Annotated in this window: 7 protein-coding genes; 4 read left to right on the top strand and 3 right to left on the bottom strand. The window is 39.0% G+C overall.

The window, feature by feature from the left end; all coding sequences use genetic code 11:
- Nucleotides 1-279 precede the first annotated feature (279 nt).
- Complete coding sequence (locus tag AC0L7T_RS15580) at nt 280-1668, bottom strand: sulfatase-like hydrolase/transferase (RefSeq protein ID WP_473336341.1); 1389 nt, start codon at nt 1666-1668, stop codon at nt 280-282.
- A 93-nt stretch (nt 1669-1761) separates the two neighbouring features.
- Between AC0L7T_RS15580 and AC0L7T_RS15575 the strand changes: the two genes are divergently transcribed.
- The 3 genes from AC0L7T_RS15575 to AC0L7T_RS15565 all read left to right on the top strand — a co-directional run bounded on the left by AC0L7T_RS15575 (nt 1762) and on the right by AC0L7T_RS15565 (nt 5724).
- Entirely contained in the window at nt 1762-2856 is a 1095-nt protein-coding gene (locus AC0L7T_RS15575) for an SGNH/GDSL hydrolase family protein (protein ID WP_473336339.1), read from the top strand.
- 298 nt (nt 2857-3154) lie between these two features.
- Nucleotides 3155-4261: an acyltransferase family protein gene (locus AC0L7T_RS15570; protein WP_473336337.1), complete on the top strand. Its 1107-nt coding sequence runs from the start codon at nt 3155-3157 to the stop codon at nt 4259-4261.
- A gap of 53 nt (nt 4262-4314) precedes the next feature.
- Nucleotides 4315-5724: a Gfo/Idh/MocA family protein gene (locus tag AC0L7T_RS15565; protein WP_473336335.1), complete on the top strand. Its 1410-nt coding sequence runs from the start codon at nt 4315-4317 to the stop codon at nt 5722-5724.
- Between the two features lie 65 nt (nt 5725-5789).
- Here the strand turns inward: AC0L7T_RS15565 and AC0L7T_RS15560 are convergent, their stop codons facing one another.
- Together AC0L7T_RS15560 and AC0L7T_RS15555 are read right to left on the bottom strand one after the other, a co-directional pair.
- Complete coding sequence (locus tag AC0L7T_RS15560) at nt 5790-7418, bottom strand: ABC-F family ATP-binding cassette domain-containing protein (RefSeq protein ID WP_473336333.1); 1629 nt, start codon at nt 7416-7418, stop codon at nt 5790-5792.
- Nucleotides 7419-7499: 81 nt separating this feature from the next.
- Nucleotides 7500-8720, bottom strand: coding sequence for a multidrug effflux MFS transporter (locus tag AC0L7T_RS15555; protein WP_473336331.1), 1221 nt, complete (start codon nt 8718-8720; stop codon nt 7500-7502).
- 222 nt (nt 8721-8942) lie between these two features.
- Here AC0L7T_RS15555 and AC0L7T_RS15550 point away from each other — a divergent pair, with 222 nt between their 5' ends.
- Entirely contained in the window at nt 8943-17048 is an 8106-nt protein-coding gene (locus AC0L7T_RS15550) for a malectin domain-containing carbohydrate-binding protein (protein WP_473336329.1), read from the top strand.
- Nucleotides 17049-17118: the final 70 nt, after the last annotated feature.

The raw sequence follows: 17118 nt of genomic DNA, 5'->3' as shown, positions 1-17118 counted from the left end.
AATGTATTGTAAAAATTGTTAATGTAATACTATTCCGAAATTTAATGAATAAAAATGATGAATTACAACATTGAATTTTGAAGTGAATACCCTAGAAAATTAAAAAGTAAGGAAAACTTTTCCTTACTTTTTAATTTTAAACTAAAGTTTGATTAAAATTTTATTTATCTTTTTTATGATGTAGTTTATTTTTAATTATTTATTCAAAACTTCGGTTTTACTTTAATAAATAGGGTTTGAAGCTTGAAACTATTTATTGTAACATAGGTAAAAAAGGACCTATTTTATTTTACTTTTTATTCCATTTATCCAACTTTCATACATTTCATTTAACTCTTTAACTCTTTCTGGGTATTTTTCCGCAAGGTTATTTACCTCCGTAGAGTCCATTTCCATATTGCTTAGGTAGAGTTTGTCTGCCTCGGTAAAGGTCAGCTTACCGGTGGGGTCATAGGGATTGCCTAGTAACTTCCATGGGCCTTTTCGAACAGCCCAGGCATGTTTCTTATTGTCAGGGAATCCAGTGCCCCAATACATGGTTTCATGTGGAGTGGTCTTTTTTGGATCTAAAATCAGCGGCAACAGGCTTTTTCCATCTATTTTTTGACTGGAAGGAATGGTAATTCCAGTTAATTCGGCAAGTGTTGGCATCCAATCGATACTATTTGCCCAATGATGTCTGCTCTCACTTTCTGGTATTACGGAAGGAAATCTGATAATGGCAGGAACTCTTATTCCTCCTTCCAACATGCTAAACTTAGCACCATTCAAAGCGCCTGCATCCCCACCGCCAAAAAAGGCGCGCTCTTCTACGCTAAAACCGTGATCTGATTGGTAGACAATGATTGTGTTATCGAGTTCACCTATGGCTTCAAGGTGGTAATATATCTCTCCAACCATTTCATCAATTGTGGATACAAATGCAGCATATTCTTTCCTAGGCGTTTCGAGCTTACTGTAATAATCTAGCCATTTAGGATCTCCCTGATAAGGGTAATGAGGCATGTTAATCGCCCAATAAGTGAAAAAGGGTTGGTCTGACTTTTCACTTATAAATTGTTTCATTTCTTGTACCATGAGGTCACCGAAAAATTCTCCAGGCCTGTATATTTCTGTTTCATTTCGATAGAGGTCATGAAGGTTAGGACCATGCCAGAAGAAAAAGTGCGAAAAATTATCAATACATCCTCTTTGGTGTCCAAAGAAATAATCAAATCCTTGCCCGTTGGGTAATTTCTCTGGGGTATGTCCCAAATGCCATTTGCCTATTAAACCAGTTCTATAGCCATTGGATTTAAACATTTCCGCCATAGTAACTTCTTCAGTAGGCAATCCGGATTTACCTTCAGGATCTGAATTGGGAGGAACGACATTGCCAAAAAGACCCGCATTAAAATTATATTTACCAGTCATTAATGCCGCTCTTGAAGGGGAGCAAACAGGTGCTGCGGCATAAAATTGGGTGAATTTCACGCCTTCTGTAGCCAGCCGGTCAATATTTGGGGTCTTTAAGTCCGTTGCCCCGTAGCTTCCCAGATCTTTGTAACCTTGGTCATCTGTAAGGATGACAATAACATTCGGTTTTTTATTGGATCGACTTTGTTGTGCCGCTAAGGGATTGCCTAGGGAAAGTCCGAGAATCAGACAGAGGGAAATTATTTGGTTCACAGTTTATTGCGTTTTTTAGGTTTTTATCTTCTTAATTTTTCTAAATTAGTTGCTTAAACTTTCCTAAAAAATAATTTCACTAATTATATCACAATGAATCTAAGATTGTTTTTGGCACTGTCCCTATTATTTTGCCAGTTCTCATTGGTTATTGCCCAGGAGGATTTAAGTTGGAGAGATCCTTTGACTGTTCCTGGAAAAAATCTTGTTCACGGTCAGGGTTGGCCTGGTTTGGATTACCACAGACTTCCAGATGATGCAGAGGATAAAGTTAGAAAAGCAGTATGGGGCTTATCCAGACATGCGGCAGGTGTTAAATTGCGGTTTAACACGAATGCTGAAGAGATTAAAGTGAGGTATGTTGTCTCTGGACGGCAAGCAATGCCACATATGCCTGCTACAGGCGTTAGTGGACTCGATCTGTACAATAGAGAAAGTGATCGTTGGGTATGGGTTCGGGGTAGTTATTCCTTTGGTGATACCATACAGTATACTTTTCCACTTGTAGCGGACAATATTACAGCTAAAGATTTTGACCTTTACCTGCCTTTGTACAATGAGGTAACTTTTCTTGAAATAGGCGTAGATGAGAAAGCTGACTTTAGTTTTATTGCCCCGGGAAATGAAGATTTGCCTGTGGTCGTTTATGGTACATCCATTGCACAAGGGGGCTGTGCCTCCAGACCCGGAATGGCTTGGACAGCCATCTTAGAAAGAATGATTAATAAGCCAATGATCAATCTTGGTTTTTCTGGAAATGGACTATTGGAAGAGCCCCTTATTGATTATATGGCTACCATTAATAGTAGTCTTTATGTTTTAGATTGTTTACCTAATTTGGTTAATAACACCATCACTGAAGAGGAAGTAAGCAAGCGGATTATTGATGCTGTAAGAGAATTGAAAGCAAGAAAGCCTGATACCCCAATTCTTTTGGTAGAACATGCTGGCTATACCGATGACATGGTTAACAAAAACAGAAGAGAATCCTATCAGAATAGGAATGTATTGTCAAAGGCAGCCTATAAAAAGTTGATTGCTGAAGGCGTGGAAGAATTGTATTACCTGGAAAAAGAAGACATTGGCCTTACCATGGAAGGAACAGTTGATGGTACGCATCCTACCGATTTGGGAATGGATCAACATGCCAGAGGATATTATTCAATTGTAAAAGAAATTTTAGACTAGGTATGAAATAGCAGTGCATTTTGCTGAAGGAGCATTTCAATATTGGTATTTGCACGGGATTAGCCAATTCTCCTAGGTTGATTCATTTCAGATCCTAAGTAATTGAAACTTCCATTTTATTTCATGATTCAATTGGAAATCTTGGGTAAAATCTGGCTTGTGGTGAAAATTTTTAGATTTAAAGGGTAACCAGTCATATAATTTATAGGATGTACTATTTGAACCTGAACCATGAAAAGCTATATTTGAATTATCCCTTTAAGGTAAATGAACTTTGATTTTCATCACTTAACCGCCAATGACCACACTTCAGAATGCCAGTAACAAAAGATTAGTTTCCTTAGATGCCTATAGAGGGATCACCATGTTTTTATTGGTGGGGGAGTCTGCAATGATATATGGCGTTTTTAAAGGCTTGTTTTCAGAAGGATCTTTAGGGTATTTGTTTTTTAACCAATTCACCCATCACCCATGGAATGGGTTAAGGTTTTGGGATCTAATTCAGCCATTCTTTATGTTTATTGTAGGTGTGGCCATGCCATTTTCCTTAAATAAACGATTGGCTACTCAGGGGGATCAGAAAAAAGTGACGAGGCATATACTTAAAAGATGTCTTCTCCTTTTTCTTTTTGGTACGGGGTTATACTGCATTCACGCTGGAGAGCTGGTTTTCGAGTTATGGAATGTCCTTACACAGCTGTCTTTTACCATCTTATTCACCTATTTATTAATCAGAAAACCATTAAAATATCAACTGGCCATCTCGATTGGTTTGTTGGTATTGACGGAGTTGATGTATAGGCTTTATGATCCAGCAGCACCTTTTGTCAAAGGAGAAAATTTCGGTTCCTATATGGACATGATTTTAATGGGCAAAATCAGTAGTGGGGGATGGGTAGCCATTAATTGCATTCCTACAGCAGCGCATACCCTTTGGGGAGCTATGTGTGGTAGGGTTCTGCTAAGTGATAAAACCAATGCCATTAAAATAAAATATTTAGTAATTGCAGGACTGTCAGGCTTGGTTTTGGGCTATGGACTAGATTGGTCGGGTATTACGCCCATTATTAAGAGGATTTGTACAAGTTCCTTCGTTCTAGCTTCTGGCGGATGGGCCATTTTGGTGTTGGCCTTCTTTTTCTGGTTTATAGATGTGAAGAAAGTGAATAAATGGCCTTTTATGTTTACAGTAGTAGGCATGAATTCTATATTCATTTATTTGTTTGCGAATCTATTGGGCCATGGGTGGTTAAGAAATGTGGTCCATATTTTCAATTATGGGTTTTTGGAACCAATCGGGGTTCCTGAAGTAATACTGGCTTTGCTCAATGGCATCTTTACTTTGGCCATTATGTGGTATTTGTGTTATTTTCTGTATAAAAAGAAATTGTTTTTTAAAATTTGATGATTTTAATAGGAGTATTAATTTAAAAATTCAACTAACTAATTAATGTACTTATGAGTAATAATAGGAGAGAGTTTTTGAAGCTCTCCGGCCTTGCCGGATTAGGAGTAGTGGGAACTGGTTTTAAAGGGTTGTCATTAGAAGAACAAAATAATGTCCTTGCCCAAAGCAAGAGAAGTCATACCCAGAGATTTAACATGTCAGGTTACGCTGCACCTAAATTGGATGTGGTAAGAGTAGGGATTGTAGGTTTAGGAAGTAGAGGGCCGGGAGCAGTCAATAGACTCAGCAAAATCGAAGGCGTAGAAATCAAAGCACTTTGTGATTTGTTGCCTGAAATGGTAGACAAAGTAGTGAAGTCCTTGGAAGGTACTTCACATAAACCTGATACTTACAGTGGTTCTGCCTATGCGTGGAAAACAATGATGGACAGAGATGATCTTGATTTGATATACATTGCTACACCTTGGGAATGGCATACTCCTATGGCTGTTTACGCCATGGAAGCAGGCAAACATGCTTGTAGTGAAGTGCCAATAGCTGTTACCATTGAGGAATGTTGGCAATTGGTAGAGACATCTGAACGCACCAAGAAACATTGCATGATGATGGAGAACTGTTGTTATGATTTCTTTGAGTTGATGACACTCAATATGGCCAGAGATGGTTTCTTTGGAGATGTTTTCCATGGAGAAGGAGCTTATATTCATGATTTGTTGGGATTGAATTTCGCCAAGGATGGCTACCAGGACATGTGGCGTTTGAAGGAGAATTATAGAAATGGTAGCCTTTATCCTACTCACGGTTTAGGCCCGGTTTGTCAGGCCATGGATATCAATAGGGGCGATCAAATGGATTATTTAACTTCTCTTTCAAGCAATGATTTCCTTATGAAAGCGGAAGCTCAGAAATTGGCTGAAACAGATAGTTTTTATTCCTCTTTTGCCACCAAGAATTTCAGAGGCAATATGAATACCACGATAATAAAAACGAAAAAAGGGAAATCAATCATGGTGCAGCATGATGTGAGTTCTCCTCGTCCTTATTCAAGAATTCATTTGTTAAGCGGAACAAAAGGTGCTGCAAGCAAGTACCCTGTGCCTGGTATTTCTACTGGACATGAGGGATGGTTTAAAGCAGACCAAATGAAAGCATTAGAAGAGAAGTATACGCCAGAAATTGTCAAAAAAGTAGGGGAGATGGCCAAGAAAATTGGTGGCCATGGTGGAATGGACTTTATGATGGACTGGCGTATGATCGATTGCCTGAGAAATGGCCTTCCTTACGATCAGGATGTTTATGATGGTGCGCTATGGAGTGCAATTGCTCCATTGAGTGAGTGGTCCGTTGCTAACAGATCCAATTCTATAGATGTACCTGACTTTACTGGTGGATCCTGGAAGACGAATTCTCCTGTTGAACTTACCTTGAAAGGTGGTGGAACTACAGGTGTAAACGTCTAAAAATAAAAAAGCTGTGGAAATTATTTCCACAGCTTTTTACTTTATTATTCGCCAATTTCTTTTTCTTATTTACCTTTTGGATTGGCGTACATTTTTTCTCTAAGCGCTTTAATCTCCGGGCTTCCAAGATAAGATTCATAATCCATTCTTCTATCGATTGTTCCTGAAGGCGTAAATTCGATAATTCTATTGGCCACTGATTGTACAAAAGCGTGGTCATAAGAGGAAAACAAAACAGTCCCATTGAAATCTATCATTGCATTGTTAAGGGCATGGATAGATTCCAGATCCAGGTGATTGGTAGGTTCATCCAATACCAATAAGTTAGGATTTTGCAGCATCATTCGAGAGAGCATACACCTTACTTTTTCACCACCAGAAAGCACTGATGCTTTCTTAAATGACTCTTCACCTGTAAATAGCATTCTTCCTAAGAAGGTACGCACGTAGGCTTCTTCTTGGTTTTCTGAATATTGGCTCAGCCAGTCAATTAATTTCAGGTCAGAGTCAAAGAAAGGAGAATTGTCATTCGGCATATACGCCTTATTGATGGTTACTCCCCATTTATAGCTTCCAGACTGGACGGGAATTTCATCCATTAAGGTTTGGAAAAACTTCGTTACGGATTGTTTGGTTCTTGAAAGGAAGGCTATTTTGTCCCCTTTATCCACCATTAAATTTACATCAGTAAAATAAGTGGTTCCATCATTTTTTAGCTCAAGCTCTTCAGTAAGCAATATTTGGTCACCAGCTTCACGTTCTGGTTTGAAAATAATACCGGGATATTTTCTGGTAGATGGTTTAATTTCATCTACATTCAATTTTTCCAGCATCTTTTTTCGTGCGGTAGCTTGTTTTGATTTGGCTACGTTGGCAGAAAAACGCTCTATAAAAGCTTGAAGTTCTTTTCGCTTGTCTTCCGCTTTTTTGTTCTGATCCGTTTTTTGTTTGGCAGCTATTTGCGAAGATTCATACCAGAAGGTATAGTTTCCTGAGTAGATATTTATTTTACCAAAATCAATGTCCACTATATGGGTAGCTACTTCATCCAGGAAGTGCCTATCGTGAGAAACTACAATGACTAGGTTTTTGAAGTTGATCAAGAAATCTTCTAACCAACCAATCGTTTCTGCATCCAGATCATTGGTAGGTTCATCAAGAACAAGGATATCAGGATTACCAAACAAGGCCTGTGCAAGAAGCACCCTTACCTTTTGATCACCGGAAAGGTCTTTCATTAATTTGCCATGGAGACTTTCTACTACGCCCAATCCAGACAATAAAGCTGCCGCATCACTTTCTGCATTCCAGCCATCCATTTCTGCGAATTCAGCTTCTAATTCAGCTGCCCTTAAACCATCTGCCTCGGTAAAGTCTTCCTTCATATAGATGGCATCCTTTTCAGTCATGATTTCAAAAAGCTTTTTGTGACCGATTATAACGGTACGTAAAACCTCTTCATCCTGAAAGGCAAAGTGATCCTGGGACAATACCGCCATGCGTTGGCCGGGTGTAATGTTTACATTACCCGTAGTACTGTCCATTTCACCAGTAAGAATCTTTAAAAAAGTTGACTTACCGGCTCCATTGGCGCCAATAACGCCAAAACAGTTTCCGGGAGTAAATTTTAAATTAACTTCTTCGAACAGGGTTCTCTTGCCGAATTTAAGGGATAAATTATCTACTGAAATCATTCTTTTTACTTACTGTTATGATAATAAAGTGCAAAGTTAAAAAATTATTCCAGTATCACCTATTATATAGCAATTTGCCCCTTAAGTAGGTTTTGAATTCCTCAAGCGGGTTAGTTCTCCCGTAGAATGATAATGTTTCAGCAATACAAGTCCAGCAATCAAAATACAGGAGGCCATTAAAAAAACCATGGGGATGGCTGTACCATTGTGAAATACACTGACCAAAGCCGAAACTATCCCACCAATAGCCATGCGCATAAATCCCATCATTGCAGCAGCACTGCCCGCATTTTTGGTGAAGGGAGCAAGTGATATGGCTGCCGAATTAGGAACACTTAATCCATGGCCAGTTAAAAATATAAACATCATACCTATTAAGAAATAGACATTGAAGATATTTGTCCAAACTCCAAGGACCATTATAAAGCCAATGACCAATTGGTAACACAAAGCAGTAATTACAATGGTTCGGTTACTAAAATGATTTAGAAGAATGTGGTTCAACTGAGTAGCACCTATCATGGCTATTGATAGGAAGGCAAACAACCAGCCATATTCAGTTACGGATAATCCGTATATATTTATAAAGACATCTGAAGAGCCTGCGATATAGGCAAATGGTGCTGCTCCTGCTATTCCACCGACAAGAATGTAAGTAAGAAATTGTTTGTTTTTTAAAACCTCTATGTATTTATAGGTAACGGCCTTAGGTCTTAGTGACAGGCTTGGATCAGGATCTGCTCCGTCTGGAAGCTGCCATTTACAAGCGAATATTATAAGTGTACAAAGGATAGCCAAAATTATAAAAAGCCAATGCCAATGGAAGTGTGCGGTTATATAACCGCCTAAAGTAGGCGCAATCATTGGTGAAACTGCGATCACCAAAGTAAGCAAGGCAAATGCCTGAGCGATTTTGTTTACAGGAAAAATATCTCTTACAAGTGCTTGAGCAGCTACCATTCCCACGCAGCCTCCTACGGCCTGCATAAAGCGCATGAAGATTAGCGATTCTACAGAAGAGGTAAAGGAGCAACCTATAGAAGTAACCACGTAAATCCAAAGACCTATATATAAGGGTTTTTTTCTACCAAATTTATCAAGGAGTGGGCCATAAAACAATTGTCCAATTGCAATTCCAATCAAGTAGCTGGTCAAAGACAACTGAACATTTGAAATACTGGTGGAAAGGCTATCGGCTATGGCAGGAAATGCTGGTAGATACATGTCTACAGAAAATGGGCTTATAGTGCTTAATGCGCCCAAAATCAAAACCAGAATAAAATAGTTTTTTTGTTCCTTCATAAGACTACACAAAAGTAACCATTAAAATACATATTCTACCTTCTTTGGATAAAACAGGGAGTTGGAAACAAATAAATAGTAAAAAATGTATTTTAAAACAATTAAAATGCTTTTCAAATTTGATTTTTGTAAATGATTTAACTAATATTGTATCAGGTAAACAGTTGAAAATTTTTATATTTTTCTATACAAACAGTTTTAGCATATTTAATTTCTACTACAATGAAAAAACGGGTAATTATTCCGGTCAGATTGTTTTTTTGCATAATTTTGATTGGATTAGGGAGTTCTGGGGAATTGTTTAGTCAGGCAGTTAGTTTTAACCAGACATCATTGAAGTTTAATGAATTCGGGGAAATCCAAGCAGGTACTTCTCTAAAATTCGGGCCAGATGAGCGACTATACGTATCACAGCTTAAAGGTGATATTAAAATCTACTCAATTTCTAAAGAAGGTCCAAATCAATATGATGTTATAGGGGAAGAAACTTTATTAGATGTTAAAGATATACCCAATTACGATGACCATGGATTTTTGGCTTTTGATAATCGATATGGCCGGCAGGTTGTTGGGATTACAGTAGCAGGAACGGAAGAACACCCTGTAATTTATGCCAATTCAACTGACCCAAAATGGGGTGGACCTAGTGGAGATACTTTTTTAGATACCAATTCGGGTATGATAACCCGTTTAAGCTGGACAGGTACAGAATGGGAAGTAGTTGATTTGGTGAGAGGCTTGTCCCGATCCGAAGAAAACCATGCAGTAAATGGTTTGGAGTATACGGTGATTGGAGGAAAGCCTTATTTAATTGTTAGCAATGGGGGGTTTACAAATGCAGGATCGCCGTCTAAGAATTTTGCCTATTCATCTGAATTCGCTCTTGCTGGTGCGGTTTTACGCATTGATTTAGATGCTATTGAAGCCCTACCAACTAAAACGGACAGTTATTCAGGTAGAGCTTATAAATATGATGTGCCTACATTGGATGACCCAACCAGGGCAAATGTGAATGGAATTTATAATCCTAATGACCCAGGGTATGATGGTATAGATGTAAATGATCCTTTTGGAGGTAATGATGGGTTGAATATGGGGATGGTCACCTTGGATGGACCTGTTCAAGTCTTTTCTCCAGGCTATAGGAATACCTATGATTTGGTAGTTACTGAAAGTAAAAGACTTTATTTAACGGACAATGGCGCCAATATCAACTGGGGAGGAATGCCCCAACACGAAGGGAATGCAGCCTTGGTCAATAATAACTATGACCCTTCCGAGCCAGGAGGAAGCCCATTGAATCCAACTTCAACAGGTGAATATGTTGACAATCAGGATCACTTGTTGATGATAACTGACGATTTGGAAAGTTATATTTCCGGAAGTTTTTATGGGGGACATCCAACACCTATTAGGGCGAACCCGGGACAACCTTATCCATTAGGTAGTCCTTTTCCCTATTCTCCGGGTGGAGCAGGGTTATACACCAGGTTTACAGGAGATGACAATAATTATACAAATATTACACCTACTGTTCTTCCAACTGAGAAGTTTAGAACCGAAATTTTAGAGCCAATAGCACCCGGCCAACCAGGGTTTGAATATTACGCGACAAATAGTCTACCTGTCAACTGGCCTCCAGTGCCTTTCAGTATGGCAAATCCAATCGAAGCAGATTTTATTTCGCCGACGCTAACAAATTCTAATGGGCCTCAGCCAGAAATTGTTACTGTTGTACCTAATAATTCAAATGGTATTGCAGAATATACGGCGAGTAACTTTGGTGGAGCGATAAAAGGATCGTTGATTGTAGGAAAGAATGGTGGCTTACTACATTTAATTAACCTTAAGGAGGACGGAACGTTGAAGGACGCCGAATACAATAAGTGGAACCTAAATGGAGGAAATGCATTGGGAATCACCACCAATGGTGACGTATCTTCCTTTCCAGGGACGATTTGGGTTGCTACATTTGATAACAGGATAATGATCCTGACACCAGCTGATGATATATTTTGTATTTCAATTGATGATCCGGAGTTTGATCCTTTGGCCGATTATGACCATGATGGATATTCCAATCAGGATGAAATAGACAATGGTACAGACATTTGTTCTGGCGGATCAGCCCCAGATGACTATGACAAAGATTTAATATCAAATCTTAATGATGATGATGACGATGGTGATGGAATTCCAGACCATTTGGATCCTTTTCAGGTAGGTTATCCAAGAAATTTGACATTGGAAAACCAGTTGTTTACCAATCAGGCGGATGCTACAGGAAATGAATTTGGTTATTTGGGTCTAGGTCTTACCGGACTAATGAACAATGGGAACCTAAAACCCAACTGGCTTGACTGGTTGGATAAAGGAAACGCCAGTCCAGGAGCACCGGATATATATGGAGGTACTGCTGGTGCCATTCAAGTTACAATGACAGGTGGAACAGCCAATGGCCTTGCCAATAATCAGGAAAAAGGATTTCAGTTGGGCGTAAACGTGGGGACAGAAACTGGACCTTATGTCATTACTTCAGGTATAATAGGATTGTCTTCTCCAGGTCAATTGTATGATTTTGATGGTGTTGGTGAAGTAGGGATTCAGATTGGAGATGGTACCCAAAGCAATTTTATAAAGTTTGTCTTTAATAGTGAGGGAATTCTTGCCGCACAGGAAATCGATGATGTAGAGGATCCTAATCCACTATTCTTGCCAATTCCAATAAATGATCGACCAGGATCAAGCACATTAATAGAATTGTCTTTTAATGTAGACCCTGTAAGTGGAACCGTTGAACCATTTTATAATTACATTAATCAGCCTACCATATCTTTAGGTACCATTCAGGCAACTGGATCTATATTGACAGCCATCCAGGATATAAACAAACCATTGGCTGTAGGCGTTTATGGTACTTCGAATGACGTCACAAAAGGGTTTTTAGGAGTATGGAACTTTATAAAAGTTGTTGGAGAAAAACCATACAATATTCGTCAATTGAAAGATGTCAATCGACTTTTGGGAGACGATGATGTTTCAATTGATCTTACGGAATATTTTGGTGACAATAATGGGGAGAACAATTTAACATTTTCTGTTTCGGAAAACACCAACCCTTTAGTTGGCGCTACCATTAACAATCAATTATTGACTTTAGATATACCTATTGACGAAGTCAATTCCAATATAACCATTAGGGCAACAGACCAATTTGGCTATTTTGTTGAGCAAATGTTTGCAGTAGAAGTTGAACAGGATTTCACCATTCTTTTAAGAATCAATGGCGGGGGAGAGGTTATTAATACCACCGATGGAACACCTTCCTGGATGGCTAATGCTACTAAAGGACCTGTCAATTCAGAGGCATTTGTTGCCTCGGATGGTAAAAATGGAGCAAATGAATTTCCAATTGAAAATAGACATGCTTCTATACCTGATTATATTTCTGATCAGGAATATGTCCAGATTTTTAACACTGAGCGCTATAATGCTGAAGCTACAATGGAATATAAAATTCCACTTCCAGACGGGCAGTATGCTGTAAACCTTTATATGGGGAATGGTTTTATCGGAACGTCAACTTTAGGAAAACGACATTTTGAAATTCAGGTAGAAGGTGAAGTGGTAGAAACCTCCATTGACCTTGTAGAAAGATTTGGCAATAAGGTTGGTGGAATGGAGCAATACCTTGTCACAGTCACTGATGGAGAGTTAAATATCCAATTTCAAAAACAAAAAGAGAATCCGCTATTCAACGGAATTGAAATACTTGGTAAGCCAATCCAAAATCCGATAACTTTCACTAAAGTAGAGGATCAGATCAACTTCGTTGGTCATGAGACAGATGGAAGTATGTTTGTTCAGGCTTCTGGAGGAAATGGTAATATAAGTTACAATGCAGAAGGTTTACCTCCTGGTATATATTTAGAACCTACCAATGGTACTATTTATGGTACGATTGAGGAAGGTGCCCTGGCCAATAGCCCTTATAGAATTACCATTACTATTGATGATGATGATGAAATTCATTCTGATGCAGCATCATTCAATTTTAATTGGACCATTAGCCCTGAGTTAACAAGTCAGGAGTGGCATTTGAAAAATGAAGATACTTCTTATCATCCACGTCATGAAGGCAGTTTTGTTCAGGCGGGCCATGAACTTTATCTCATGGGAGGTAGAGAAAGTTCAACTACCATAGACATTTATGATATCGCCAAGGATTCATGGCGTTCGTTAAACCAGATCAATCCTTATAGCTTTAACCATTTTCAAGCAGTATCCTATCAGGGGCTAATTTGGGTAATCGGGGCATTTGATTCCAATACCTATCCTAATGAGACGCCAGCTTCAAACATTTGGATGTTTGATCCAATCAATGAGTTGTGGATTGAAGGACCTGAAATACCTGAAAATAGAAGAAGAGGATCTGCTGGACTCGTAGAACATAGAGGTAAATTCTATGTAGTAGGAGGAAATACCATCGGCCATAATGGAGGATATGTCAATTATTTTGACATGTATGATCCTGCAACTGGTGAATGGACGGTATTAGATGATGCCCCTAGGGCAAGAGATCATTTCTTTGCAGCTACCATTGGTAGTAAATTATATGCAGTATCTGGAAGACAATCTGGAGGGCCAGGTGGTACATTTGCACCTGTTTTATCAGAAGTGGATGTATATGATTTTAACACCCAAACCTGGAGTACTTTACCCGATAGCCTAAATCTACCAACGCCTAGGGCTGCTGCGGTAGTGAATAATTACCTGGGTAAATTGATAGTAGCAGGAGGAGAAGTTTTGACAGACACACTTGCTCTGGCTGCTACAGAGATGTATGATCCATTGACCAGAACCTGGGAAACACTTGACAGTTTAAATTTTGGGCGTCATGGAACTCAAGGCATTGTTTCAGGGAAAGGATTATACATTATTGCCGGATCTCCGAGAAGAGGTGGTGGAAATATGGGTAACATGGAATACTTCGGATTTGATGATCCTAATACCAAGGCTTTGGTAGAAAGTGAATTAATTTTCCCTGAATCAATTCTTGTCAAAAAAGGCAAGCCTCAGGAAGTCAGTATTTCCCTTGCCAATGGTGTAACAGGACTTTGGATCAAATCTGTTGTCCTTGCAGGAGAGCATTCTGAAGACTTTGAAATCGTCTCAGGAGAATTGATAGACAATGTGCTGCTAAAAGCTGGTGATACTTATAACCTGACATTTGATTATGTAGGTGATAACCTTTCTGATGCGGCCAACTTGGTAATTACCATGAGAAACGATGAAGAAGTAACCATACCAATTGTTGCTGATGGAGACTTTGAAGAGGTATTCTTGTACTACAATGCGGGATCCAATACAGATACAGATCTTGAAGGAAATACCTATCTAGGGGATTTCAACCTTACGTCCTTGCATAATGGTGGATCAGTATTTAGAAATGAAAGTGTAATAGGCGAGGAGTTGTACAAATCAGAAAGGTATGCTTCCTCCATTGCTTATCAAATACCATTGCCAAATGGAGTTTATACAGTTACTACCCACCATACTGAAACTTGGTTTGGCTTGCCAAATGGAGGAACAGCTGCAGTAGGGAAAAGGGTTTATGATATTCTTTTGGAAGATCAATTGGTCAAATCGAATTTCGACTTGTATGTTGAGAATGACAATCAGCCAATTGCATTGGTTTTCGAGAATATTCAGGTAACGGATGGTGTTTTAAACATTAATCTAAATGCTCAGGTAAACAATGCCACCATCTCTGGGATATCAGTTGTAAATCAAGGGGAAATCGGAGCCATTCCAATAGCGAATATTACCACCTCAATTATAGAAGGTACCGCACCATTAGAAGTGAATTTCACCAATGAAATATCCAGGCCACAGGATTTCACTTTTGCCTGGGATTTCGGAGACGGAACCACTTCTACGGAACAAAATCCTTCGCATTTATTTGAAGCAGCTGGTGAATTTAAAGTAAAAGTGATTGTTACTAGTATGCATGGAAGCTCCGCTACGGATTCAGTCACAGTCAATGCTGTTTCTCCGTCAGAATTTGAATTGAGCATCAATGCAGGTAGTAATAATACAGTAGAAAATGATGGGAAATCGTTCATAGGCGAAAACAATGCCGGCGTAACGTTTACCAGCTCCAATGCCTTCAGCAATAACGCTGCTGGCAACCCACCATTGTTTTTATCAGAACGATATGGCAAAAATTTCACCTATTCAATTCCTGTTCAAAACGGTGTCTATACGGTAAATACTTATCACAATGAACTCTGGTTTGGTAAAAATGGACCTGCAGGTCAACCTAATCAAAGGGTATATGATATCTATATAGAAGGAGAATTGGTAAGAAGTAACTTCGATTTGTTTGTTGAGAATGCTTACCAGCCAATTGAGTTAACGCATGAAAACATTTCGGTAACTGATGAATCTTTGGATATTCAATTGGTAGCAATTATCAATAATGCGAATATGACGGGATTCTCAATATCGATACAAAATGAGCTCATTACCTATCCAGAAGCTTTGGCTGAGGCCAATACTGTAAATGGACCAGCTCCTTTAGCGGTTACGTTTGATGCTGGAAATTCAACTGGCGAAGGTGAGTTGACTTATGAATGGAACTTTGGAAGTGGTTCAATCTCTACAGAGATGCAACCTGAGTTTACGTTCAATGAGAATGGAACATATGTAGTAAGTCTTACAGTGACCGATGAGATTGGAAATGAAGCCACTGATGAGATTGAAATAGTGGTCGGAGATCTAATTCCGGAACCAACTTTTTCACTTAGTGTCAATGCCGGTACCAACGCAGCTACAAGCTATATGGGAAATGAATTCGAAGGTGAATCTACTTCTGGCGTAACCTTTACAAATTCAGGAACCTTTAGCAATATGGGGGCAGGTGATCCTACTCTTTTTCTAACAGAAAGGTCAGGTAAAAACGTTAGCATTTCTACACCAATAGAGGATGGCGTTTATACCATAAAAACCTACCACAATGAATTGTGGTTTGGAAAAGCAGGACCTGCTTCAGAGACTGGACAACGTGTGTACAATATCATGATTGAAGGAGAAATTGTAAAAAATAATTTTGACCTTTTTGCAGAATATGGAAATGAACCTACTGAATTAATCTTTGAGAACATTGAAGTTAGGGATGGGGAGTTAAATATTGGACTCCAAGCTTCCAAAAACAATGCTTCCATAGTGGCCTTGTCCATTGAGTCGATTAATTCAGCTTCATTGCCACCATTTGCTTCAATTAATTCCTCTGCTTTGGAAGGATCGGCACCATTTGAAATTGAATTTAATGGAGCTTCATCTACAGGATCTGGAGATTTGATTTACAATTGGAACTTTGGGGATGGTGAATCCAGTGCATTGCCTAATCCTTCGCATACGTTCACTGAAGCGGGTACATACGATGTTGTTTTGACAGTAATGGACGAGGAAGGTAACATGGACTCCGATACCAAAGAGATAATTATTTGGGAGGCAGCTCCGGTATGGTCCATGGTGTTGAATGCGGGTTCAGATGTCAATACTACTTATAGGGGCATGCTATTCTTGGGAGACAATGCTTTCCCTGAATTATACAGTAGCAATAAAACCTATAGGGTCACTTCAGCAAGCGCCATTGAAATGTACCAAACTGACAGGTATTCTAAGTCTTTGACGTATAACATTCCGGTCGACAATGGTACTTATAGAGTCAGGACCTTTCACAATGAACTGTGGTTCGGCAAGGGAGAGCCTGTTGCTCAGGCTGGTCAACGAGTATTTGACATCTTGATTGAAGGCATTTTAGTGAAAGACAATTTTGATTTATTTGTGGAAAGCAATTATGAACCAACAGAATTGATTTTCGAGGATATTGTGGTCACAGATGGAGAGATTAACCTTGGCTTCATAGCTTCAGCAAATAATGCCAATGTTTCAGGTATAATCCTGGAAAGAGTAGCTCCTAGCAGTGCTAGTGCAAGGATGATGTTTGAAGAGGATGCTTTGCCAGAGGCTACAGCAGAGGTTTCAAATGAAGAACAGCAAAAAGCTACACTATCCAAAGCCATACTTTATCCTAATCCAGCTAAAAATGAAGCGTTTATTGTTATTCCAGGTGAGGTATCCTTGGATTGGATCAATGTTTATGACATGAAAGGCAGACAAGTGCTGACTTTCAATGCCAGATACAACAGTGTAAACACTTACACCCTACCCTTGAACAAACTAGAACAAGGTGTTTATATGGTAAGGTTGCTTGGAAAAGAGGGTGTTATTGATCAATTAAGGTTAATTGTCAAACGATAACAGGAAATTACAATCTACTTTTTAAAATAATCAACTATCTGAAAGGTCTGGTATTCCACCAGGCCTTTCT

This window comes from Cyclobacterium sp. 10D3-21, from assembly GCF_055809755.1.
The sequence above is the reverse complement of the archived record's forward strand: the minus strand, read 5'-3'. Positions and strand labels throughout refer to the sequence as shown.